General features: G+C 62.9%; 19 protein-coding genes. 9 read left to right on the forward strand and 10 right to left on the reverse strand.

What is annotated here, in order from left to right; translation table 11 throughout:
- Positions 1 to 117 precede the first annotated feature (117 nt).
- The gene (locus tag RBB29_RS18530) at positions 118 to 1026 is read left to right on the forward strand and encodes a LysR family transcriptional regulator (protein ID WP_306115958.1); all 909 of its coding nucleotides are present in this window, start codon (positions 118 to 120) and stop codon (positions 1024 to 1026) included.
- On the opposite strand, the gene bhcD is transcribed toward RBB29_RS18530, so the two are convergent.
- From bhcD to bhcA, 4 genes are read right to left on the reverse strand one after another with little or no spacing between them, the layout of a single operon-like run.
- Positions 1023 to 1988 carry an iminosuccinate reductase BhcD gene (gene bhcD / locus RBB29_RS18535; RefSeq protein ID WP_306115957.1) on the reverse strand — a complete coding sequence of 322 codons (966 nt, stop codon included), beginning with the start codon at positions 1986 to 1988 and terminating at the stop codon, positions 1023 to 1025. The genes RBB29_RS18530 and bhcD overlap by 4 nt on opposite strands.
- Before the next feature lie 57 nt (positions 1989 to 2045).
- Entirely contained in the window at positions 2046 to 3209 is a 1164-nt protein-coding gene (bhcC, locus tag RBB29_RS18540; protein WP_306115956.1) for a 3-hydroxy-D-aspartate aldolase BhcC, read from the reverse strand.
- A gap of 19 nt (positions 3210 to 3228) precedes the next feature.
- Complete coding sequence (gene bhcB / locus RBB29_RS18545) at positions 3229 to 4197, reverse strand: beta-hydroxyaspartate dehydratase BhcB (protein ID WP_306115955.1); 969 nt, start codon at positions 4195 to 4197, stop codon at positions 3229 to 3231.
- Complete coding sequence (gene bhcA, locus RBB29_RS18550; RefSeq protein WP_306115954.1) at positions 4197 to 5387, reverse strand: L-aspartate--glyoxylate aminotransferase BhcA; 1191 nt, start codon at positions 5385 to 5387, stop codon at positions 4197 to 4199. The genes bhcB and bhcA overlap by 1 nt, the downstream gene beginning before the upstream one ends.
- 186 nt (positions 5388 to 5573) lie before the next feature.
- On the opposite strand from bhcA, the gene bhcR reads away from it, so the two are divergent.
- Positions 5574 to 6398, forward strand: a complete 825-nt coding sequence (bhcR, locus tag RBB29_RS18555; RefSeq protein WP_306115953.1) for an HTH-type transcriptional regulator BhcR — start codon at positions 5574 to 5576, stop codon at positions 6396 to 6398.
- A gap of 77 nt (positions 6399 to 6475) precedes the next feature.
- Here the strand turns inward: bhcR and RBB29_RS18560 are convergent, their stop codons facing one another.
- The 5 genes from RBB29_RS18560 to RBB29_RS18580 all read right to left on the reverse strand — a co-directional run bounded on the left by RBB29_RS18560 (position 6476) and on the right by RBB29_RS18580 (position 14074).
- Complete coding sequence (locus RBB29_RS18560; protein WP_306115952.1) at positions 6476 to 9778, reverse strand: error-prone DNA polymerase; 3303 nt, start codon at positions 9776 to 9778, stop codon at positions 6476 to 6478.
- 60 nt (positions 9779 to 9838) lie between these two features.
- Positions 9839 to 11371, reverse strand: a complete 1533-nt coding sequence (locus tag RBB29_RS18565) for a DNA polymerase Y family protein (protein ID WP_306115951.1) — start codon at positions 11369 to 11371, stop codon at positions 9839 to 9841.
- Entirely contained in the window at positions 11274 to 11879 is a 606-nt protein-coding gene (locus RBB29_RS18570; RefSeq protein ID WP_306115950.1) for an ImuA family protein, read from the reverse strand. Before RBB29_RS18570 ends, RBB29_RS18565 begins: the two co-directional genes overlap by 98 nt.
- Before the next feature lie 279 nt (positions 11880 to 12158).
- Complete coding sequence (locus RBB29_RS18575) at positions 12159 to 12983, reverse strand: bifunctional allantoicase/(S)-ureidoglycine aminohydrolase (protein ID WP_306115949.1); 825 nt, start codon at positions 12981 to 12983, stop codon at positions 12159 to 12161.
- Between the two features lie 140 nt (positions 12984 to 13123).
- Positions 13124 to 14074, reverse strand: a complete 951-nt coding sequence (locus tag RBB29_RS18580; protein WP_306115948.1) for a GlxA family transcriptional regulator — start codon at positions 14072 to 14074, stop codon at positions 13124 to 13126.
- A 79-nt stretch (positions 14075 to 14153) separates the two neighbouring features.
- Here RBB29_RS18580 and RBB29_RS18585 point away from each other — a divergent pair, with 79 nt between their 5' ends.
- Genes RBB29_RS18585 through RBB29_RS18615 form a run of 7 tightly spaced genes read left to right on the forward strand, consistent with a single transcriptional unit; the run spans position 14154 to position 22172 of the window.
- Positions 14154 to 15065, forward strand: coding sequence for a 3-keto-5-aminohexanoate cleavage protein (locus tag RBB29_RS18585; protein ID WP_306115947.1), 912 nt, complete (start codon positions 14154 to 14156; stop codon positions 15063 to 15065).
- Entirely contained in the window at positions 15062 to 15826 is a 765-nt protein-coding gene (locus RBB29_RS18590) for an SDR family oxidoreductase (protein ID WP_306115946.1), read from the forward strand. Before RBB29_RS18585 ends, RBB29_RS18590 begins: the two co-directional genes overlap by 4 nt.
- On the forward strand, positions 15826 to 17235 hold the full coding sequence (locus tag RBB29_RS18595) for a carnitine 3-dehydrogenase (protein ID WP_306115945.1): 1410 nt from the start codon (positions 15826 to 15828) through the stop codon (positions 17233 to 17235). Before RBB29_RS18590 ends, RBB29_RS18595 begins: the two co-directional genes overlap by 1 nt.
- 1 nt (position 17236) lies before the next feature.
- Entirely contained in the window at positions 17237 to 18400 is a 1164-nt protein-coding gene (locus tag RBB29_RS18600) for an acyl-CoA dehydrogenase family protein (protein ID WP_306115944.1), read from the forward strand.
- 3 nt (positions 18401 to 18403) lie between these two features.
- Positions 18404 to 19306, forward strand: coding sequence for an alpha/beta hydrolase fold domain-containing protein (locus tag RBB29_RS18605; protein WP_306115943.1), 903 nt, complete (start codon positions 18404 to 18406; stop codon positions 19304 to 19306).
- Complete coding sequence (locus tag RBB29_RS18610) at positions 19303 to 21390, forward strand: acetate--CoA ligase family protein (RefSeq protein WP_306115942.1); 2088 nt, start codon at positions 19303 to 19305, stop codon at positions 21388 to 21390. Before RBB29_RS18605 ends, RBB29_RS18610 begins: the two co-directional genes overlap by 4 nt.
- Positions 21387 to 22172, forward strand: a complete 786-nt coding sequence (locus RBB29_RS18615) for a carnitinyl-CoA dehydratase (protein ID WP_306115941.1) — start codon at positions 21387 to 21389, stop codon at positions 22170 to 22172. The genes RBB29_RS18610 and RBB29_RS18615 overlap by 4 nt, the downstream gene beginning before the upstream one ends.
- Before the next feature lie 10 nt (positions 22173 to 22182).
- On the opposite strand, the gene RBB29_RS18620 is transcribed toward RBB29_RS18615, so the two are convergent.
- A complete protein-coding gene (locus tag RBB29_RS18620; RefSeq protein ID WP_306115940.1) occupies positions 22183 to 22797 on the reverse strand; it encodes a hypothetical protein in 615 nt (204 codons plus the stop codon).
- Positions 22798 to 22892 lie beyond the last annotated feature (95 nt).

The raw sequence follows: 22892 nt of genomic DNA on the forward strand, positions 1-22892 counted from the left end.
AACTATCAATGAATACGCTTGGTGTCGGTAAATACTTTCTACGAAATGTTGAAAATAAGGCGTGATTTGTGCTTGAATACAAGCGAGGTCGAGAACAGGAGTTCAAGGGGGAGAAACATGGCCTATGTCGAAAGCCTCCGCGTGTTTACGCGCGTTCTGGAGCTGGGCAGTATCACCTCCGGCGGGCGGGACCTTCGGTTGACCCCCGCGGTGGCCAGCAAACGCATCAAGGAGTTGGAAAAACGCCTTGGGGTGCGGCTTTTCAACCGTACCACGCGATCCATCACGCCCACCGAAGTCGGCCGGGTTTTCTATGACGAAGCCAAGAAAGTGCTTGAGACGCTTGATGATGCGGAGGCGGCGGTTGCCAATTATTCCGACCGGCCCCGGGGGGTGATCCGCGTCACGGCCCCGCTCAGCGTTGGACGGCGCATCATCGCGCCCCTGGTGCCGCGCTTCGTCGAGGCTTTCCCCGACACGCAGGTGCAGATGCGCCTGTCGGACCGGGCGGTGGACCTTCTGAACGAGCGGTTGGACGTGGCGTTTTTCGTGGGCACGCCGAAGGATTCGAACCTCAAGCTCAGGAAATTCGTGGAATGTGACCGGGTTCTCTGCGCCGCGCCGGAATATCTCTCACGGGCCGGAGTGCCTGGGTCACCCGATGACCTCTTGAGCCCGTCGCAGAACTGCCTGCTGCTACGCTACCCGCGCTCGCCCGAGTATTTCTGGGTGCTGAAAACCGCGGACGGTACGCGAAAACTGAATGTCGCGGGCAGGTTTGACGCCGACGACTCGGATGTGCTGACCGAATGGGCGCTTGGGGGGCATGGCATCGTGAACAAGCCCCGGTTCGACGTGGCCCACCACCTCCGCGCGGGTCGGTTGGTCGAAGTTCTGCCGGGGTCGCCACCGGTGCCGTCGATGTTCGGCTGCCTCTATCCGCACCGCAAACTGCAAGACCCCAAGATCCGCCATTTCGTCGATTTCATGGCCACGGAAAGCCGCAAATTGCTGGATACCGCCTAGAAATCGACCTCGATGGCGATCCCCTGCTCGACCGCGCGTTTCACAACCGCATCGGCCACGGCCAGGTCCTGCAAGCCCACGCCGGTGCCGTCAAAAAGCGTGATTTCATCGTCCGACCCGCGCCCCGGATGGGTGCCGTTGATCACCGCGCCGATCTCATTGATCTGGCCTTCGGATATCAATCCGGCGGCAATGGCGTGCTGGCATTCGCCGATGCTGATGGACTGCGCGACCTCGTCGGTGAAGACCGTCGCGCGCGCAACCAGCGCCGCCTCGACCTCCTGCTTGCCCTTGGTGTCGGTGCCCATGCAGGCGATATGCGTGCCACCTGTGACATGCGCATCCATTAAGATCGGATCAAAGCTCGACGTGATCGAGATAATGACATCGGCTTCTGCGCCCAGCCGGTCCAATTCGACCCGCTCAAACGGCAATCCGGCCTCTGTTGCCACCTCTTCCAGACGGCTCAACATTTCGGGGTGGTAGTTCCAGCCGATCACCTTTTCGAAGTTGCGCTGCTCAAGCGCCGCGCGCAATTGGAAGGCCGATTGATGGCCCGCGCCGATCATGCCGATCACCCGCGACGTTTGCGGCGCCAAATGCGCGATCGACACCGAAGACGCCGCCGCAGTCCTGAGCGCGGTCAGCAGGTTGCCGCCCACAACCGCCCGGCATTTGCCGGTATCGGCATCAAAAAGAAACACGGTGGACTGGTGATTGGTCAGGCTCTTGGCCTCATTCCCGGGCCAGTAGCCGCCTGATTTCAAACCCAAATTCAGCGCATCGCGGTCAAACCCGGATTTGAACCCGTAAAGCGCCTCGGCATGGCCAATGGCCTCGCGGATCACCGGGAAGTTATAAGCCGAGCGTTTCGACATGGACGCAAAAACCTGCTCGACCGCATCGAAACTGTCCTTGCGTGTGACCAGATCGGCAATGGCGCTTTCGGGGACGATATACATGTTCACCTCTATCGGGAAAAAAGCGGCGGGGCGCACCCCGCCAGTCTCAGGAAGAAATCAATAGGCCTTGCCACGGGCCGAGATCGGCCAGAGGGTTTCGACCTTGCCGTCGCGCACGCCCACATACCAGTCATGCACGTTGCAGGTCGGGTCGCAGTGGCCGGGGACGAGGTGTAGCTTGTCATTGACCTTGAGCACGCCCGCGGGGTCCGCGACCACCCCATGTTCATCCGAGCATTTCAGGTATTCGACGTCGTCGCGGCCATGGATCGTGGGCAACCCGCTATCAACCGATTGCGCCTTGAGCCCGGCATCGACGATGGCCTTGTCGGCTTTCGAATGGCTCATCACCGTGGTCAGGATAAAGAGCGCGTTTTCCCATTCCCCCTCGTCGATCCGGTTGCCCTTCTCATCGAGAATACGGCCGTAATCGGCATCCATGAAAGCGTAAGAGCCACATTGAAGCTCGTTGTAAACACCTGAATTTCCTTCGAAATAATAAGAACCAGTGCCACCGCCACCGACGATATCACACTCAAGCCTCCGCGCCTTGAGCGCATCCACAGCCGCGCGCACCTGGGCGATGGCGATGTCGAGCTTGGCCTTGCGGTCCTCATAGCTGTCGAGATGTTGCATCGCGCCCTGGTAGGCCTGGATGCCTGCGAATTTGAGGCCTTCTGCCGCGTCGATCAGCCCCGCGATCTCAACGACCGCCTCCGTGGTCGTCACGCCGCAACGTCCCGCGCCGCAGTCGATTTCGACCAGGCATTCAATCTCGGTCCCGTGCTTTTGCGCGGCCGCCGACAGGTGGGCCACATTGGCCGGATCATCAACGCAGACAAGCGTCCGCGCGCCCAGCTTCGGCAACCGCGCCAGACGGTCGATCTTGAGCGGGTCGGTCACCTGGTTCGAGACCAGCACATCCTTGATGCCGCCCCGGGCAAACACCTCGGCCTCGGACACTTTCTGACAGCAGACGCCGCAGCTTCCGCCAAGCCGTTCCTGCAACAGGGCCACATCGACCGATTTATGCATCTTGCCATGCACCCTGTGGCGCATCCCATGCGCCTTGGCCCAATCGCCCATCTTCCGGATATTCCGCTCCAGCGCGTCAAGATCAAGGACCAGCGCCGGCGTCTGAATATCCGCGGCGTCCATGCCCGGCAGCGCGGGGACATCAAAGCCCACCTCGAGTTTGGAGATATCGGTTTGTGCGTTCATCTGTTTGTCCTCCTGCGGCTCAACTGTTCATCCATGGCAGCCGGTCGAGATCGACATTGCCGCCGGTTATCACCACGCCCACGCGCTTGCCCGCGAACATGCCCTTGTTCTTGAGAATGGTCGCCAGCGGCACCGCCGATGACGGCTCCATCACCACGCGCAGGTGTTTCCAGGTGAGTTTCATCGCCGCGATGATCTCGGGATCGGACGCGGTCAAGATGTCGTGCACGTGGCGCGACACGAAATGCCAGGTCAGGTCCTTCAACGGCACCAGAAGCCCGTCGGCGATGGTCTTCGGCGCGTCATCGGCGATGATGTGGCCCGCCCTGAAACTGCGATACGCATCATCGGCCTGCTCCGGCTCCGCCGCGATGATTTTGGTCTCCGGCGCGGCGTGGGAAAGGGTGAGGCAGGTGCCCGAAATCATGCCGCCGCCGCCAATGGGCGCGATGACGTAATCCAACCCGTCCGCTTGCTCCATCAGTTCTTTCGCACAGGTCCCCTGACCCGCGATCACGCGCGGATCGTTATAGGGGTGTACGAAATTGCCACCGGTTTCCGCCTGCACCTGCGCGAATGTCTCCTCGCGGCTGGTGGTTGACGGCTCGCATTCGGTGATCGTCCCCCCATAACGGCGCACGGTGTCTTTCTTGGCCTGAGGGGCGGTGCGGGGCATCACCACGTTGCACGGGATGCCACGCAACATCGCCGCGTAGCTGAGGCAGGAGGCGTGATTGCCCGACGAATGCGTTGCCACGCCGTTGCGCGCCTGTGCATCGTCCAGCCCGAACACCGCGTTGGTCGCCCCGCGCACCTTGAAGGCGCCGGGTTCCTGAAAGTTCTCGCATTTGAAGAACAGCTCTGCGCCGGTCAGATCGTTGAGGTAATCCGAGGTCCGCACCGGTGTGTGCCGGATATGCGGCTTGATCCGCTCATGCGCGGCCAGCATGTCGTCATAGGTCGGGATATCCATCGGCATGTCCTTCATCACGCCGCCGCCTGCATCGCTTGGGTGGTCGTCTGCCGATAATGATCCTGCGCCGCTGCAACGCCTGAGCCCAGTTCGATCCCGAGCCCGAGATCCACCATAACCATCTCGGCCGTCGCGATCCCCGAAAGCGCCAGTACATCGGTCAACTGCCCCAGATGGCCGATGCGGAACACCTTGCCCGCGACATCACCGAGGCCCACACCGAAGGCGGTGCCGTACTTCTGATCCGCGAGGGTCACGATATCGGTGGCGTTGAAGCCCTCCGGCGTGCGGATGGCACTGACCGTGTCGGAATACCATTCCGGGCGTTCGGCGCAGAGTTCAAGCCCCCAGGCGCGGGTTGCGGCACGTACCCCTTCAGCGATGCGGACGTGACGGGCGAAGACATTATCCAGCCCCTCGTCCAGCAGCATTTCGGTTGCCAGTTTCAGCCCGTTCAGCAGGCCGACCGCGGGCGTGTAGGGATAGGCATTGGCGGCGTATCCCTTGGCCATGTCGCGAATGTCGAAAAACGTGCGCGGCAAGCCTGCCGTCTCAACCGCGGCCATTGCGCGGGGCGAAAAGGCCACGATGGCAAGGCCCGCGGGCAGCATGAACCCCTTCTGACTGCCGGTGACGGCAATATCAACACCCCATTCGTCCATGCGGAAATCCATCGAGGCGATCGACGACACCCCATCGACAAAGAGAAGCGCGGGGTGGCCCGCCGCATCCATCGCGCGACGGATCGCGGCAATGTCGGATTTGACGCCGGTTGCGGTCTCGTTATGGGTGGCCAGAACAACCTTGATCTTGTGCTCCTTGTCCGCCGTCAGGATCTCTTCATAGCGATCCGCCGGAATACCCTGCCCCCAGGGTGTCTCGACCACCTCCACGTTCAGGCCGTGACGCTGGCACATGTCGATCCAGCGGTGCGAAAACATCCCGTTGCGGGCGGCGAGCACCGTTTCGCCTGCGCTCAGCGTATTGGTCAGCGCCGTCTCCCACCCGCCGGTGCCGGTGGACGGAAAGACGAAAATCTCAGCCGTTTTGCTTTTCAGGATCTTCTTCACGCCCGACAGCGCGGGGTGCAGGATCTCACCGAAAATCGGCGAGCGGTGATCGACCGTCGGCATATAGGTCGCCAGACGAAGTTCCTCGGGCATGTTGGTCGGGCCGGGGATGAAAACAGGGTTTTGGAAGCTCATTTCGATGCCCTCCTTTTGGCGCGTTTCCAGAACCTTACGGGCAGGAGAGCAAGAAGGAAATTTTTTTGAAAAGGTTTTTCATTTTTTGGAATTATTCATTTTATTATTATTATTCATGTGTTTATGTTTTTTCACTAGTCAAAATATATTTTCACAAATAGAAGAGAAGCGACGGGAGGACATCAAATGGCGCAACAACCGAGAAAGAAGGGCCGCCCCAAGGCGTTCTATGCAAAGCCCGAACAATCGACGATCCAGTCGCTGGACCGGGCCATTGACGTGCTGGATCTTCTGGCGGCCCATGCCGGGCTGACCCTCACCGAGATTGCCAATGAGCTGGCGCAGTCACCGGCCACGATGCACCGGGTTCTCTCGACGCTCGAGGCGCGCGACATGGTCGAGATGGATGGACAGAGCCAGACCTGGCATATCGGGGCGGCCGCCTATCGCATCGGGTCGGCCTTCCTGCACCGCAGTGGTGTCGTCGAGCGCAGCCGCCCCGCCATGCGCCGACTGATGGAACAGACCGGAGAGACCTCGAACCTCGGCATCGAGATGAATGGCAATGTCATGTTCATCGGCCAGGTCGAGACCAACGAGACGATCCGCGCCTTCTTTCCGCCGGGAACGATTTCGCCCATGCATGCCTCGGGGATCGGCAAGGCGCTGCTGAGCCGCTACAGCGATGACCGGTTCGACCGGGTGGTCTCGGGCCGCGACCTGGAAGGCTTTACCGACAAGACGGTGACCGATCCCGAACGGCTCCGGGACGATCTGCGGCAAGCCCGCGATCGGGGCTGGGCCTTCGACGACGAGGAGAAGGCCACCGGGATGCGCTGCGTGGCAGCACCCATCCTCAACACCTATGGCGAGGCGATTGCCGGGATCTCGGTCTCGGGGCCAACCAGCCGGATGCCGCAGGAGCGGATCGAAGAGATCGCCGCCCTGGTCGCCGCCGCCGCGCGCGAGGTATCACGCGGTCTTGGCGCCCCGCAGGGCGACAGCGACTGATCGCCGTTAGGCCAAAGGCGCCGGGGGCCTGAAGCGTTTCAACAAGATCTGAGGTCTCGCGGTTTTCCCGACGCCGTTCAGTGAAAATCCCGCGACTTCGGGATGATCCGTACATCGCGCGGATGCCGGTGGGTGCTGTGGGGGATTGGCTTGCGCACCTCATCGGCATGGGCAAGCGGCACCTGCATCTCGTCCCCCGAAAGCCGGTTCAGCGCATCGCTGCGGTCAGTCAGGTGGTTGACGACCACATGGATGACATCCGCATCCCGCTGCACGATGCCCCGCACATCCAGCAGGCGCGCCTGCATGATCGGTTTGCGATAGGCGGTCATCACCTTGGACCAGATCACCAGGTTGGCAACACCGGTTTCATCTTCGAGCGTGATGAAACAGACGCCCTTGGCACTGCCCGGGCGCTGCCGGACCAGCACGAGCCCGGCAATGGAAATCGCCTGCCCATTGCGCATCCCGTTCAGGTCACGGGCGGAACGATACCCTTGCCGGGCCATGCTGGCGCGCAGGAAAGACAGCGGATGCGCCTTGAGCGATAAACGCAGGGTCTGATAATCGGCCACCACATGTTCGCACACGGGCATCTGCGGCAGGATGAAGGGGGTTTCAGCACCCTCCTCACGCGCCCCGGCAAAAAGCGGCAGGTCCGGGGCATCGCGTAACGCGCGCGTGTCCCAGAGCGCCTGCCGCCGGTCGAGGCCGATCGAGCGGAACGCATCCGCCGCCGCCAGCTTGTGCATCGTGCCGGCATCCACCCGTGCCCGCATCTTGAGGTCCTGCACATCGCTGAAAGGCGCCTCGCGCTGTTGCAAAAGCCGTGCGGCCACGGCCTCCGGCATGCCATCCACCTGCCGAAACCCCAGGCGAACGGCGAAATCCCCACGCCCCGTGGGCTCCAGCGTGTTGTCCCACTCGCTGTAATTGATATCGGGCGCGCGGATCTCGACCCCGTGTTCGCGGGCGTCACGGACGATCTGCGCGGGCGCGTAAAACCCCATGGGCTGCGCGTTGAGCAAGGCGGCACAGAATACATCCGGGTAATGGCATTTGATCCAGCTTGAGATATAGACCAGCAGCGCGAAACTGGCCGCATGGCTTTCCGGGAAGCCATAATCGCCGAACCCCTTGATCTGATTGAAACAACGCGCGGCAAATTCCGGGTCGTACCCCCGGCCAATCATCCGGCTGACCATCTTGTCTTCCAATGCGCCGATGGTGCCACGGGACCGGAACGTGGCCATGGCCTTGCGCAGCTCATTGGCCTCCTGGGGCGAGAATTCCGCCGCGACCATGGCAATTTTCATCGCCTGTTCCTGAAAGATCGGCACGCCGTTGGTGCGTTGCAGGATATTCCTGAGCTCGTCCGGGTCATGGTCAGCCCCGGGTGAGGGGTATTCGACCGGCTCCGCCCCGCTGCGGCGGCGCAGGTAGGGATGCACCATGTCGCCCTGAATGGGGCCGGGCCGCACAATGGCGACCTGTATGACCAGGTCATAGAATTCGCGCGGTTTCAGGCGGGGCAGCATGTTCATCTGCGCGCGGCTTTCGACCTGGAACGTGCCAAGGCTGTCGCCGGTGCAGAGCATGTCGTAAACCGCCGGGTCCTCTTTTGGTACGCTGGCCAGGTCGAACCGCTTGCCGTGATGCGCCGCGATCAGGTCAAAGGCCTTGCGGATGCAGGTGAGCATGCCCAGGGCCAGCACATCCACCTTGAGGATGCGCAGCTCGTCAATATCGTCCTTGTCCCATTCGATGAAACTGCGATCTGCCATCGCGGCATTGCCGATGGGAACCGTCCGCGTCAGCGGCGTTTCGGTCAGGATGAACCCGCCCACATGCTGGCTCAGGTGGCGTGGCATGCCGATCATCTGATCGGCCAGCTTGATCGTGCGCGCCATCAGCGGGTCTCGCAGGTCAATCCCGGCCTCCCTTGCCTCCCGCTCTCCCACCTCGCGGCCCCAACTGCCCCAGATTGTCTTGGCCAGCGCCGCGGTGATATCTTCGGACAGGCCCATCACCTTGCCCACTTCGCGGACCGCCATGCGGGGGCGGTAATGGACCACCGTCGCGCAAAGCCCCGCCCGGTCGCGGCCGTATTTGTCATAGATATGCTGAATCACCTCTTCGCGGCGTTCATGTTCGAAATCCACGTCGATATCGGGCGGTTCCTTGCGCTCCTCGGAAATGAAGCGTTCAAACAGAAGGTCGTTCTTGCCCGGATCGACAGCGGTAATGCCCAGCACGTAACAGACGGCGGAATTGGCTGCCGAGCCGCGCCCCTGGCACAATATCGGCGGGCTGGTCTGATGACGGGCGAAGCGGATGATGTCGTAGATGGTCAGGAAATACTGCGCGATCTCGAGCTTGCCGATCAGTGAAAGCTCCTTCCTGAGTGCGGTACGGACCTTGTCCGGCACCCCGTCGGGGTAATGCTCGGCCGCACCTTTCCAGGTCAGCTCACTCAGGTAGTCCTGCGGTGTGCGGCCTTCGGGGATGGTCTCCTGCGGGTATTCATAAGACAGCTCACGCAGATCAAAGCGACAGGCATCCGCCACCTCCCGCGCGGCGCGGATCGCATGGGGCCACTCGGCAAAAAGGCGCATCATCTCTTCCGGCGATTTCAGGTGCCGTTCGCCATTCGCCGCCAGCAGGAAACCGGCCTTGGCGATGGTGGTCTTGTGCCGGATACAGGTCATCACATCCTGCAAGGGCCGCCGGTCGGGCGCGTGGTAGTGGACATCATTGGTGGCCAGGATCGACAAGCCATGCGATTTTGCCAACCGGTCCAGCGCATTGATCCGCGCCCGGTCGTCGCCGTGATAAAGATAGCTTGCCGCGATATGGCGCAGCCCCGGCAAGGCGCGCAGCAACCGGCGCAGCCCCGCGGCAAAGGCGGCCACTTCCGCCCCCGGGATCGCGATCAGGTGTACGCCTTCGCCATGTGCCGCCAGATCGTCCAGCGTGATATGGCACATGCCCTTTTCCTGCCAGTTGCCGGCGGTGTCCCGCATCTTGCCCTTGGAGAGTAATTGGCAAAGCCGGCCATAGGCGGCGCGGTCCCGTGGATAGGCCAGGAATTCCTCGCCGCTGACCAATTGCAACCGGCAGCCGATGACGGGCCGCATCTGCGCTTTCAGCGCCTCGGCATGCAGGCGCACGACCCCGGCCATGGTGTTCAGGTCCGCCACGCCGATGGCATCATAACCCTGCGCCCAGGCGGTGGCGGAAAGATCCACCGCATCCGAGGCGCCGTGCAGGAACGAAAAACAGGTGGTGATGCCCAGTTCGACAAAATCCGCGCGAGCGTTCGGGGTAAATCCACCTTCCTCCAGGGTGCGCCTTGGGCGTTGATTGTCCATGTCAGGCATGGGCGCCTCCCCCTTGCCGCACCCGCCCGACCGTGACCGCTTCTGCCTTGCCCCGGACCATCATGCGAACATCCCGTGCACGAACCAGCGTGGATCCCCGCCGCGCCCGTCATCATGCAGTCCTTCGCGGTAGATCCACAGGCGTTTGCCACTTTGATCCTCGACCTTGAAATAGTCCCGCAGCCGCGTACCGGGGCGGTCACGCCACCATTCCGGTGCGATCCGTTCAGGCCCTGCGTAACGCGCCACGCGGTGGGTCTGCCTGCGCCAGATGAACTGCACCGGGGGGCCTTCGGGCACGGCATAGAGCACGCGCACCTCCTCCGGGGGATGCAGCAGCCGGACGGGCCGCTCCCGCGGGGTGGCCTCCGCCCCGGCCCCGTGCATGTGTAGCGCCGGGATACGGATCTCGGCCCGTTCCGGGACATGGCTTGCGCGCAAGGCCGGGCTCTGGACCGCCTGCGCCCCGAAACGCGCGCTCAGCCGGTCAATCAGGCGAGGCAGATGCAGGTCCTCTTCGGCCTTGCCGTCAAGCCGTGTCTGGGTCAGCTCAAGCGCCTCCACAACACCGGCCTCAAGCGTGATCAGGTCAAACCCGAAACCGGGATTGATCCGCTCCAGCTTGCCCTCGAAAAGGCGGTGCAGGTGATCCGCATCGCGCGTCGGCGCCGCGGTGGCCGCCTCGATCCGGCTGATCTCGCCATCGGTGCGATAGACGGTCAGGTGAAGACGGCGGCAGCCAAGCCCCTGCCGGGCAAGCTGATGACACAGGTCGCGGCAAAGGTCGGGGACATAGGCGGTCGGATCCTGGATCGGTTCGGGCAAGCGCGTCCGCGCGATGATCCGCGGCGCCGCATCCCGGCTTGCCACCGGCTCGGCCAGATGCCCCATCGCCTGATCCAGCCGCATGAGCGGGTTGGCCGCCAGATCGGCGCGCGCAAACCGCCGGGTCAGGGACAGGCGCGGCACCTGCGCAATCGCGCCGATGGTCTTGAGGCCCAGACGGCGCAGCAGCAAAAGCGTGTCTCCTTTCAACCGCAACCCGTCAACCGGCAAAGGCGCCAGCGCCGGGGCGATACCCTCTTCCGCACAGATCGCGCGGACCGGTCCGTGACGTGCCAGCGCCCAGGCCGCCCCCCATGTGGGGGCCACCGCCAGTTGCGCGCCAAGCCCCAGCCCGGACAGGCATGTCTCCATATCGGTCAGCATCGCCGCTTCCCCGCCGAACAGGTGATCCGCGCCGGTGGTTTCAAGGATAAGGCCATCGGCACCGTCCACCACGCTCCACGGGCACCAGCGCCGCGCCCAGAGCATCAGGCGCCTCAACGCCGCCGCATCCCCAGCCAGGTCGGCGTATTCAACCCGCAGATCAGCGCAGACCGCCCTGGCATCCACCACCCGCGCCCCGATCATGGCCCCGGCCAGCCGTGCAGCACGGTTGGCGGCATGGATCACCGGGCCATGGGGGCCTTCGGTCGTGAGGATAACGGCCACATCATCGGGCGGCGCGTCGCCATTGCGCGCCATCACTTTCTGCCACCGCTCCATCGCGAATTGCGGCAGATAGATCGACACGATCCGCCGCCCGGTCATAGGTGGCAATCCATGTGCCGGGCGGCCGATGACGCGCCCGGAAAAGTTCGGCCTGCCAGCGCGGCGCGCCCGGTGCCCTGGCATCTTCGGGATGGGGCAACGATGGCAGGGAGGTCACGCGCCAGCGATTGCGCGCAGCGCTCAGATCGGGAGAGGCCGCGCGCCGGATCAGCCAACAGGGCACCTGGTGATGTTCCGCCCGCAAGGCCAACCGCTTGGTCGCCGTGAAATCCAGAACCGGCGGATCGCCCCAAATCTCCCCGACCACAGCGGCCAGAGCGGTGCAGCGCAACCCCTCCTCCATCGCCAGGAGCACATCCACGGGCCGGCTCAGGTCGACCTGGATCACCTGCCGCGTCGTCATCCCCGGCAGATAGGGCCTCCCGGCCTCCTTCTGCGAAAGCCAGTCCTGCACCCACAGGACCGGCGCGCGCTGCCGGGGCAGGCTCGACAGCACAAAGCCCACCGCGCCCGCGTCCGTTGGCGTGGCCGGGAAGGCTTCCGACAACGTGCAGAATTGGCTTTGCGAACCCGCAAACCACCGCTTTTGGCGATATCCAGAGGTGAGAGCCGTCTTGCACTGCACAAGTGATTCCAATAAATGTTCACTATATGTTCTATAAATTTGAGCAGCTTTTGACAACACTAATCCCGGCACAAATTGGATGTCCGCGCGGGTCAATGCGCGCCATTCAACGTAGATTGAGATGCTTCAAATCTGCATTTAAGGGGCAATAATACCCGCGCAAAACCATGCGGTGATACTCGCAGGCCGCTCTGTGACAGATTACCGGTTCAGCGCCATGTGCCGGTTCACATCCTTGTAGAGCAGATAGCGGAACGGCCCCGGGCCGCCCGCGTAACAGGCCTGCGGGCAGAAGGCGCGCAGCCACATGTAATCGCCCGCCTCGACCTCGACCCAATCCTGGTTGAGCCGATAGACCGCCTTGCCCTCCAGCACGTAGAGCCCGTGTTCCATCACATGGGTCTCAGCAAAGGGGATCACGCCACCGGGCTGGAACGTCACGATGGTCACATGCATGTCATGGCGCAGGTCGGTCGGATCGACAAACCGTGTCGTGGCCCAGACACCATTTGTATCCGGCATGGGCGTCGGCGCGATATCCTGCTCATTGGTAAAAAGCGCGTCGGGGGCATCGAGCCCCTCAACCCGTTGATAGGCTTTGCGAATCCAGTGAAACCGTGCGACCGCGTCGCCGGTGTTTCGTACCTGCCAGTCGGCATCCGGCGGAAGGTAGGCATAGCCGCCGGTTTTCAGGCGATGCGCCTCACCGCCAAGGGTCAGGGTCACCGCCCCCTCGACCACGAAGATCACCGCTTCGACACCAGCCTCGGTTTCGGGCCGGTCACTGCCCCCGCCGGGCTGCACCTCGGCGATATATTGCGAAAAGGTCTCTGCAAAACCCGACAGGGGCCGTGACAGCACCCAGAACCGCGCTCCCTCCCAAAACGGCAGAAAGCTCGTCACGATATCGCTGAACGTGCCTTTCGGGATGACCGCATAGGCATCGGTGAAAACTGCCCGATCCGTCAGGAGTTGGGTCTGCGGCGGCAGGCCGCCCTTGGGGGCGTAATAGGTCGCGTTACTCATGTCAGGGACCGTTCGGTTGGCTGCGTCACCCGCCATCAAAGACCAGACCGGAAAACGATCCAACAAGATTCGTACCTTGCAATTGCTGAAGGTTTCTAAGGAAATTTTTGAAAAGACTGACAGATTTCGGTGTGGAGACCTTATCCGGCCCGGCGCAGGCCCGAAGGCGTCACGCCGTATTCGCGCCGTATCGCCCGGGTCAGCGCCGCGGGAGAATCGTATCCGCAGCGCACGGCGATCTCGGCCACGCCCAGATGCGTCCCCTCCAGCAATTTACGGGCCGAGGCCAGCCGCAGATGCCGATAAACCGTTCCCGGCGGCGCCCCCAACCGCGCCCGAAACCGCCGGTCAAGCGTTCTCGGCTGACACGAAAGGCGCCGCGCCAGCACCTCCAGTGGCAAGGGACGTTCGAGATTGCCCCGCATCAGGCTCAAGGCCCGGCTGACCATTGGGTCGCGCACCGCGTTCTGATCCCGATCGGCCCCGACGGGCGGGTCCTTGTGGATAAAGAGCGCCTCGACATCCAGCCGCGCCGCGATCCCAAGATGATCGCTGATCAGGCCCAACGTCAGATCAAGCGCCGACATGGCCCCGGCACAGGTCATCATCGGGCCATCCCGGATCACGCGGGCCTGTTCTGCTTCAACCTCAAGAAATTGCTCGGTAAATCCGTCCAAGAGATCCCAGTGAACGGTACAGCGCCGCCTGTCGAGCAACCCGGCGGACGCCATCAGCCACGGCCCCGCGTCAAGACCCACGGTCACCCCGGCCCGCTGCGATGCCCACTGCAGAGCGCGGCGATTGGGCGGCGTATCATGCCGAAGGTGGTCATAGCTGGCAGTGACAAAGAGATAATCGCATACCGCAAGCTCACCAAGCGGCGCATGCGGCACCACCTGCATGCCGCTTGACGACAAGACCGGCCCGCCATCTGGTGTGAATATCCGCCAGTCAAACGCATGGGTCGATGTCTGCGTATTGGCCGCACGCAACGGCTCAAGGCAATTGGCCAGACACAGGTTCGAAAACTGATCGTAGATCAGAAAGGCGATCCGCACTGGCGCGGCAGATGCTTTTGTCCATTCAGGCATGATTTTTGTCATTTACTGCAAACTGTCTTTCCCTATCACGGCAGTAGGATTTTTCAAACGTCCATTCAGGGAGACTCAGATGCCGCTTGCCATGAACCGAGAGGTTTTCATCACCTGCGCCGTGACCGGCTCGGGCTCGACCCAGGATCGCAGCCCCCATGTGCCGCGCTCACCGCAACAGATCGCCGAAAGCGCCATCGCGGCGGCCAAGGCCGGGGCGGCAGTGGTGCATTGCCATGTGCGCGACCCGGAAACCGGCGTGCCATCGCGCGACCCGAAACTCTACCGCGAACTGACCGACCGGGTGCGTGACGCGGATGTCGACGTGGTGCTGAACCTCACCGCGGGCATGGGCGGCGACATGGTTTTTGGAGGCGTCGAAAGCCCCCTGCCCGTGGCCGACGGCACCGACATGGTGGGCGCCACAGAGCGGATGGAACATATCGCTGAATGCCTGCCCGAGATCTGCACGCTCGACTGCGGCACGATGAACTTTGCCGAGGCCGATTACGTGATGACCAACACGCCCGGCATGTTGACCGCCATGGGCAAGATGATGACCGATCTGGGTGTGAAGCCCGAGATCGAGGCGTTTGACACCGGTCATCTCTGGTACGCCAAGCAACTCGTGGCCGATGGTGTGCTGGAAACCGATGCGCTGGTGCAGCTTTGCATGGGGGTGCCGTGGGGCGCGCCGAATGACCTCAACACCTTCATGGCCATGGTCAACAACGTGCCTGCGGAGTGGAACTGGTCGGCCTTCTCGCTGGGCCGCGATCAGATGGCTTATGTCGCCGCCTCGGTGCTGGCCGGTGGCAATGTGCGCGTCGGGCTGGAAGACAACCTGATGCTCGATCGTGGCGTCCAGGCCGAGAACTGGCAGTTGGTCGAACGCGCCCGCGAAATCATCGAACGGCTTGGCGCAAAGGTGATCGGCCCGGAAGAAGTACGCAAGAAACTGCGCCTGACCAAGCGGGCACCACGGGGATGAGCGGTCGCCGCGTCCTGATTACCGCGGGCGCATCGGGCATTGGCCTGGGCTTGGCACGGCGCTTTGCCGAAGCCGGAGACCGCGTCGCGATCTGCGATGCGGACGCGGACGCATTGGACAAGGTCAAGGCGGAATTCCCCGATTTCATCGCCGCCCGGGCCGACGTGACCGATGAGGCGCAGATGGACGCATTTCTGCAAGCGGTGGAGGCCGAATGGGGCGGTGTTGACGTTGTTTGCGCCAATGCCGGCACGGGCGGCCCGGCCGGGCGGATCGAAGATCTGGATTATGCCGCATGGCGCGATTGCGTTGGCGTGAACCTTTTCGGCGCGTTTCTCACCTGCCGATGGGCGGCACGTGTGATGCGGGCGCAAGGGTCTGGCCTGATCGTGCTCACCTCCTCCACGGCGGGGCTTTTCGGCTATCCGCTGCGCTCGCCCTATGCGGCGGCGAAATGGGGCATCGTGGGCCTGACCAAGACGCTGGCCATGGAGCTTGGCCCGGCGGGCGTGCGGGTCAACTGCATCTGCCCCGGCGCGGTCGAAGGCGACCGGATGGAGCGGGTGCTGGCCAATGAAAGCGCGGCAACCGGCACGCCCATCGAAGAGCTGCGCGCGAATTATGTGGCCTGCACCTCCCTCAAAAGCTGGGTAAGCGCGGACGATCTGGCGGACATGGTGCAGTTCCTCGCATCCCCCGCCGCAAGCAAAATCACCGGTCAGATCCTGGCCGTGGACGGACATACGGAGAGCATCAACTGATGGCGAAAACAGCGTGTATCGTGGGCGGGGGCGTGATCGGCGGCGGATGGGCCGCGCGGTTCCTGCTCAATGGGTGGAATGTGCGGGTCTATGACCCGGACCCCGAGGCCGAGCGCAAGATAAGCGAAGTGATGGGCAATGCCCGCCACGCGCTGCCGATGCTCTATGACTATGCGTTACCCGACGAAGGAACGCTGAGTTTCCATGAGACGATCGAAGAGGCCGTTGCTGGCGCAGATTGGATCCAGGAAAGCGTGCCGGAACGTCTGGAGCTAAAACATAAGGTTTATCAAGAGCTTCAAATCCATTGTGCACCTAATACCGTGATCGGTTCTTCAACATCGGGGTTCAAACCCTCGGAATTGCAGGAAAATTCAGCACGACCCGAACAAATCGTCGTCACACACCCGTTCAACCCGGTCTATCTCCTGCCCCTGATCGAGGTTGTTCCTTCTGACAAGACCGCATCAGAAACTGTTGAAAAGGCGCAAGATATCCTGACGGATCTCGGCCTCTATCCCCTTGTTGTCCGCAAGGAGATCGACGCACATATCGCCGACCGTTTTCTTGAAGCTGTCTGGCGCGAGGCACTGTGGTTGGTCAAGGATGGCATTGCCACGACCGAGGAAATCGACAACGCGATCCGCTACGGGTTTGGCATCCGCTGGGCGCAGATGGGGCTTTTCGAAACCTACCGCGTGGCGGGCGGCGAAGCGGGCATGAAACACTTCATGGCGCAATTCGGCCCGGCGCTCAAATGGCCATGGACCAAGCTGATGGACGTCCCGGAATTTACCGATGAACTGGTCGACCTGATCGCCGGGCAATCGGACGAACAATCCGGGCACCTGAGCATCCGCGAGCTGGAGCGCAAGCGCGACAACAACCTGATCGCTATGATGCGGGCGCTAAAACAGCAGGGGAATGCAACGGGGCGCCTTATCAAGGACCATCAGAAAACCCTGCGCCCTGCCCTGGCCGATACCAATCCCATCATTGCGATGCGCCGCACCGTGCCGGTGGACTGGACCGATGTGAACGGCCACATGAACGAGGGGCGTTACGGACAGCTTTTCTCGGACGCGGCCGAAGAGATCATGGCCCATGTGGGCGCCGATGACGACTACATCGCCAGCGGCCTGAGCTATTTTACCGTTGAGACCACCGTCAAATACCTGATGGAAACCCATGCGGGCGAAGAGATCGAAGTGCACACGCGCATCACGGTTGGCGAGGGCAAGAAACTGCGCTGTTTCCATGAAATGAAACGCGCCAGCGATGGCGAACTTCTGGCCACCTGTGACCAGTTCATGCTGCATGTGAGCCTGGAGACCCGGCGCACCTGCGAACCGGCGGATCATGTCCGCGCAAAAGTCGAGGCGCTGGCCGCCCTGCATAAGGAGACCTGAGATGCAATTCGGACTGACCGAAGAACAGGAAATGATCGTCTCGACGGTGCGCAGCTTTGTCGAGGCCGAGCTCTATCCGCACGAGTTGGAGGTCGAACGGACCGGCCATCTGCCGATGGAAATCATCCGTGAGGTGCAGGCCAAGGCCATCGAGGCCGGGCTTTATGCCGCCAACATGCCCGAAGAGGTGGGCGGCGCGGGCCTCGATACGCTGACCTGGCTGATGTATGAAAAAGAGCTGGGCCGCGCCAATTACGCGCTGCACTGGACCTGCGTTGCGCGGCCGTCGAACATCCTGCTGGCGGGCACCGACGAGCAGAAAGAGAAGTACCTATACCCTTGTATTCGCGGTGAAAAATGGGATTGCCTAGCGATGACAGAGCCGGGGGCGGGTTCGGACTTGCGGGGCATGCGGGCGACGGCGCGGGAGGATGGTGATGATTTCATCCTCAACGGCACCAAGCATTTCATCTCCCACGCCGACATCGCCGATTTCTCCATCGTCTTCATGGCGACCGGGGAGGAGGACACGCCCCGCGGCCCCAAGAAACTCATCACAGCGTTCTTCGTCGACAAGGACACGCCGGGCTTTACCGTGCGCGAAGGTTACCGCAATGTCAGCCACCGCGGCTATACCAACGCCGTGCTGGAATTCGACGATTGCCGCCTGCCGAAATCCGCCGTGCTGGGCGAAGTGCACAAGGGATTTCAGGTGGCCAATGACTGGCTGGGCGCAACGCGCTTGCAAGTTGCCGCGACCTGTTTGGGCCGGGCGGAACGGGCATTGCAGCACGCGGTGGAATACGCCGCAGAGCGCAAACAGTTCGGGCAACTCATCGGCAAGTACCAGGGGATTTCTTTCAAGCTGGCCGATATGGCGACGGAGTTGAAGGCCGCAGAACTTTTGACATGGCATGGCGGTTGGAAATTCGATCAGGGCACCGTGACGGAGACGGACATGTCCATGGCCAAGCTCAAGGCCACCGAGATGCTGGCCATGGTGGCCGACGAGGCGATCCAGATCCATGGCGGCATGGGGTTGATGGACGAACTGCCCTTGGAACGGATCTGGCGCGATGCGCGGGTCGAGCGGATCTGGGAAGGCACATCGGAAATTCAACGCCACATTATCAGCCGCGAGATGCTGCGGCCGCTCGGGGCGTGATCCGTGCCCACCCGGTTTTCGCCAAGCCCGGAGGCGCGTGCCTTCGTGAAGGACCCTGCCAATCGCAATAGCTGGGACTTTAACGCCGCCGAATTGCCCGCGATGCGCCAAGAGGCGTTGCGCGACGCAGAGGCAAAAGCGCCCGGGCGTGCGGCAAAACATGGCGTGACACTGGATTGGCAGGAGATCGCCGGGGTCCGCTCGCTGCTGATCACGCCTGAGGGCTGGGACGGCAAATCGAAAATGCTCTACCTCTTCGGGGGTGGCTTCATCCTGGGCAGTCCGCTGGAAGATCTGATGATCAGCGCGGGTTTGGCAGCGGGGTCGGGCCTGCAAGTTGTCTCGTCCGCCTATGCGCTGGCCCCCGACGCCCCCTTCCCTGCCGGGTTGGAAGATGCCATCACCGTCGCGCGGGCCGTGCGCCCCGACGCGATCGCCGGGGAATCCGCGGGGGGCAATCTTGCCCTGTCGGTCGCGCGTGACCTCATCGCCGAAGGCGTGGATGTGGCGGCGCTGGCGCTGCTCTCACCCGCGGCGGACATGTCGCCGGAATTTGACCCCTATGACACACCGGACGATCCGACCCTGCACGCGCCGCTGGTCGAAGCCATGCCGGACATCTATGCGCCCGGCGCCGACCCGTTTGATCCACGCCTGTCGCCTCTTTACGGCAGTTTCGGACCGGACTGGCCCGCCTGCCTCATCACCACCGGGACGCAGGACCGGTTTCTCGGCCCGTGCGCCCAACTGGCCCGGGCCATGCGCGAAGCTGGCGCCGATGCTGACCTGCGGGTCTGGGACGGGATGTGGCACGTTTTCGAATATTACGACCACGTCCCCGAAGCGATCGCCTCGCTTTCAGAGATCGCGTCGTTTCTAAAATCGCAGATCGAGGGCCGGCCATGAACCGCTTTGCAGGCAAGGACAACGACATGATGCGGGCGGATCAGACCCCGGACCTCTCGCGGCTACTGCGACCCAAATCCATTGCCATTGTCGGCGGCGGTGCCTGGTGCCAGTCGGTCGTGGAACAATGCCGAAAGATGGGGTTTGACGGCCCGGTCTGGCCCGTACATCCCAAACGGTCCGAGATCGCGGGCGTGGCGACGGTGCCGTCGCTTGACGACCTGCCCGGCGTGCCGGATGCCACGTTCATCGGGGTCAACCGGCACCTGACGATCGACACGGTGCGCCATCTGCGGGCCATGGGCGCAGGCGGCGCGATTTGTTTTGCCAGCGGGTTTCGCGAGGCCCAGGCCGAGACCGGCGATGGCGACAGCTTGCAGGCCACGCTTTTGGAAGCCGCGGGCGAGATGCCGATCATCGGCCCCAATTGCTATGGTTTCATCAACTATCTCGATGGCGCGTTGCTTTGGCCGGATCAACACGGCGGTGTCCGCTGCGACAGTGGCGTGGCGATCCTGACCCAAAGCTCGAACATGGCGATCAACCTGACCATGCAGGCGCGCGGGCTGCCGCTGGCCTATGTCGTCACCGCCGGCAATCAGGCGCAGATCGGGTTGGCCGAAATCGGCCGCGGGTTGCTGGCCGACCCGCGGGTGAGCGCCCTTGGCCTGCACATCGAAGGGGTCGGAGATCTCCGCGCGTTCGAGGCCTTGGCCGCAGAGGCGCGGCGGTTGAACAAACCGCTGGTCGCTCTCAAGGCCGGGAAATCGGAACATGCCCGCGCCGCCGCCGTTTCCCACACTGCCTCACTCGCGGGCAGTGACGCAGGCGGGCGCGCCCTGCTGGCCCGATTGGGGATCGCCCAGGTGGAAAGCCTGCCCGCCTTGCTGGAGACGCTAAAACTCTTGCATTTTGCCGGTCCCCTGCCCTCGGCGCGGATCGTGTCGATGTCCTGCTCCGGGGGGGAGGCAAGCCTGATGGCCGACAGCGCGCTTGCCTGCGGCATCGAGTTTCCACCGCTTTCAGAGGCGCAGCACGCCGGGTTGCGTGCGGCCCTGGGTCCGATGGTCGCACTGGCCAACCCGCTGGATTACCACACCTTTATCTGGAACGACGTTGACCAGATGACAGCGACCTTTGCCGCTGCGCTTGACGGGGACGTGGCACTCGGCTGCCTTATCGTCGACTACCCCCGCCCCGACCGCTGCGATCCGGGCGCGTGGGATTGCACCATCACGGCCGCGGCCGCCGCAAGCGAACGCGCTAAGACGCCACTTGCCATCATCTCCACCCTGCCAGAGGCGATGCCGGAAGAAACCGCCGCACGGATCGCAGCCGCCGGGTTGATCCCGTTGCATGGTCTTGACGATGCGCTCACCGCCATCGCGGCGGCCGCGTTTACGGGCCAGCGTGACGCCCTGCCGGAACCGCTCCTGATCTCCGCGGACATTGCCAATCCGACCCTTGTCGCCGAAGCGGAGGCAAAAGCAGCACTGGCCGAGCACGGGGTGACAATTCCGCGCGCCACTCAGGTGCCATCGCTTGACGCGCTGCGCCAGGCGAGCGAAGAGCTGACCATGCCGGTCGTGTTGAAAGCCGAAGGGCTGGCGCACAAGACCGAAGCGGGCGGCGTGGCCCTGGGCCTTGAAACCACCGAAGCGGTACTCGCCGCGGCGGGTGACATGCCAGCCGAGCGTTTCCTGCTCGAAGAGATGATCACCGGCGGCATTGCCGAGTTGTTGATCGGTGTGGTCCGCGACCCGGCCCATGGGTTTGTCCTGACACTCGCTGCAGGCGGAACCCTGACCGAGATCCTGCAGGACAGCGCGTCGCTCCTGTTGCCCGCCACCCCGGACGAGATCACCGCGGCCCTCGGATCGCTCCGGCTGGCGCCGGTTTTGCACGGATATCGCGGGCAACCTGCCGCGGACATGCAGGCGATTGTCAACGCGGTGCTGGCCGTGCAAGCCTATGTGACCGCCAACGCGACCCGTTTGGACGAGGTCGAGATTAACCCGCTTATCTGCACGCCGACCCGCGCGGTCGCCGCAGATGCGCTCATCAGGATCGGAGACGAAACGTGACAGACAGCCCCATCAAAACCGAACGCCGCGGTGCCGTGCTTGAGGTGACGCTGGACCGTCCCAAGGCGAATGCCATCGACCTCAAGACCAGCCGCATCATGGGGGACGTCTTTCAGGAGTTCCGCGACGATCCCGAGTTGCGCGTGGCGATCATCACCGGCGGCGGCGAGAAGTTCTTTTGTCCCGGTTGGGATCTGAAGGCGGCGGCTGATGGGGATGCGGTCGATGGCGATTATGGCGTCGGTGGTTTCGGCGGCATCCAGGAGATGCGCGCGATGAACAAGCCGATTATCGCGGCGGTCAATGGCATCTGCTGCGGTGGCGGGCTGGAACTGGCGCTGTCGGCAGATATTATCCTGGCTGCGGATCATGCGAGCTTTGCCCTGCCCGAGATCCGCTCCGGCACCGTCGCCGACGCGGCATCGGTCAAACTGCCGAAACGCATCCCCTATCATATCGCGATGGAAATGCTGCTGACCGGGCGGTGGATCGACGCTGAGGAGGCCGCGCGTTGGGGCATGATCAACCAGATACATCCCGGCAACAGCCTCATGGCAGAGGCCCGCGCCCTTGCCGATCACCTCGCTTCGGGGCCGCCACTGGTATACGCCGCCATCAAGGAGATCGTGCGCGAGGCAGAGGCGATGACCTTCCAGGACGCGATGAACCGCATCACGCAGCGTCAATTCGGGACCGTTGACGTGCTCTATGCCTCGGAAGATCAGATGGAAGGCGCGCGCGCCTTCGCGGAAAAGCGCGATCCGGTCTGGAAGGGGAAGTAAAGAGGGGCGGTTACTTGTGACCGTCCTGAAGCTGCCCTGAGCGTTTGTTGCCGGCGCGCGAGATGCGGCGGCGGCTTTCCGATCGCTTCCTGGCCATCACTTCGGCCCGCGGCATCCAGGTGTAACGACGATCCTCAAGGGTCCGCGACCAGAACAACACACCGCCTTTGCGCCAGGGGTCGAGCACGATGCCCTGCTGAAACCCGTCGCCTTTGCGGCTGATGATGGCGGTGCTGTGCTCAAGCCGGATGTTGAACGAGTTCGCGACCGCGCGGTGCATGTCCAACGTCTTGAAATTCTCGGCCTTGAGCCGCGTTTCGATATCCTGCGCCCAATGCCAGCAAAGCCCCCGCGGGCGCGTCCCCATATTGACCTTGGTATTGTGGATCAGGGGGCCGTCGGTAATCTGGTACTCCTGCGACAACTGGTAGGTGTAGTCATATGTCACCTTGGCCGCGCGCATCGCCTCTTTCGGGTCAACCTCGGGGCCCAGGGACCGGATTGCCGCTGCAAGTGCGTTGATTTCCTGTGGCGTCCCCGGCGCGGGACCGTCCGGTCGGGCCATTGCAATACTGCCCAGGAATACCAGTGACAGGACAGTCAGCAATCTTGCAATTCTGGTCATGGATGCAGGTCAACTCCGGAACTTTTTTCCAGAGCTAGCCCGTCACCGGCCGCTTGTCGAGAAGGTGCATGCGGTTGGGACGTTCACAATCCCGA

The organism is Roseovarius sp. MMSF_3359 (assembly GCF_030733385.1).
Lineage (GTDB): Bacteria > Pseudomonadota > Alphaproteobacteria > Rhodobacterales > Rhodobacteraceae > Roseovarius.

Bases quoted from the DNA above. Each gene is read 5' to 3' on its own strand.
- RBB29_RS18530 (WP_306115958.1), top strand. From the start codon at position 118: ATGGCCTATGTCGAAAGCCTCCGCGTGTTTACGCGCGTTCTGGAGCTG.
- bhcD (WP_306115957.1), bottom strand. From the start codon at position 1,988: ATGTATATCGTCCCCGAAAGCGCCATTGCCGATCTGGTCACACGCAAG.
- bhcC (WP_306115956.1), bottom strand. From the start codon at position 3,209: ATGAACGCACAAACCGATATCTCCAAACTCGAGGTGGGCTTTGATGTC.
- bhcB (WP_306115955.1), bottom strand. From the start codon at position 4,197: ATGAAGGACATGCCGATGGATATCCCGACCTATGACGACATGCTGGCC.
- bhcA (WP_306115954.1), bottom strand. From the start codon at position 5,387: ATGAGCTTCCAAAACCCTGTTTTCATCCCCGGCCCGACCAACATGCCC.
- bhcR (WP_306115953.1), top strand. From the start codon at position 5,574: ATGGCGCAACAACCGAGAAAGAAGGGCCGCCCCAAGGCGTTCTATGCA.
- RBB29_RS18560 (WP_306115952.1), bottom strand. From the start codon at position 9,778: ATGCCTGACATGGACAATCAACGCCCAAGGCGCACCCTGGAGGAAGGT.
- RBB29_RS18565 (WP_306115951.1), bottom strand. From the start codon at position 11,371: ATGACCGGGCGGCGGATCGTGTCGATCTATCTGCCGCAATTCGCGATG.
- RBB29_RS18575 (WP_306115949.1), bottom strand. From the start codon at position 12,983: ATGAGTAACGCGACCTATTACGCCCCCAAGGGCGGCCTGCCGCCGCAG.
- RBB29_RS18580 (WP_306115948.1), bottom strand. From the start codon at position 14,074: ATGCCTGAATGGACAAAAGCATCTGCCGCGCCAGTGCGGATCGCCTTT.
- RBB29_RS18585 (WP_306115947.1), top strand. From the start codon at position 14,154: ATGCCGCTTGCCATGAACCGAGAGGTTTTCATCACCTGCGCCGTGACC.
- RBB29_RS18590 (WP_306115946.1), top strand. From the start codon at position 15,062: ATGAGCGGTCGCCGCGTCCTGATTACCGCGGGCGCATCGGGCATTGGC.
- RBB29_RS18595 (WP_306115945.1), top strand. From the start codon at position 15,826: ATGGCGAAAACAGCGTGTATCGTGGGCGGGGGCGTGATCGGCGGCGGA.
- RBB29_RS18600 (WP_306115944.1), top strand. From the start codon at position 17,237: ATGCAATTCGGACTGACCGAAGAACAGGAAATGATCGTCTCGACGGTG.
- RBB29_RS18610 (WP_306115942.1), top strand. From the start codon at position 19,303: ATGAACCGCTTTGCAGGCAAGGACAACGACATGATGCGGGCGGATCAG.
- RBB29_RS18620 (WP_306115940.1), bottom strand. From the start codon at position 22,797: ATGACCAGAATTGCAAGATTGCTGACTGTCCTGTCACTGGTATTCCTG.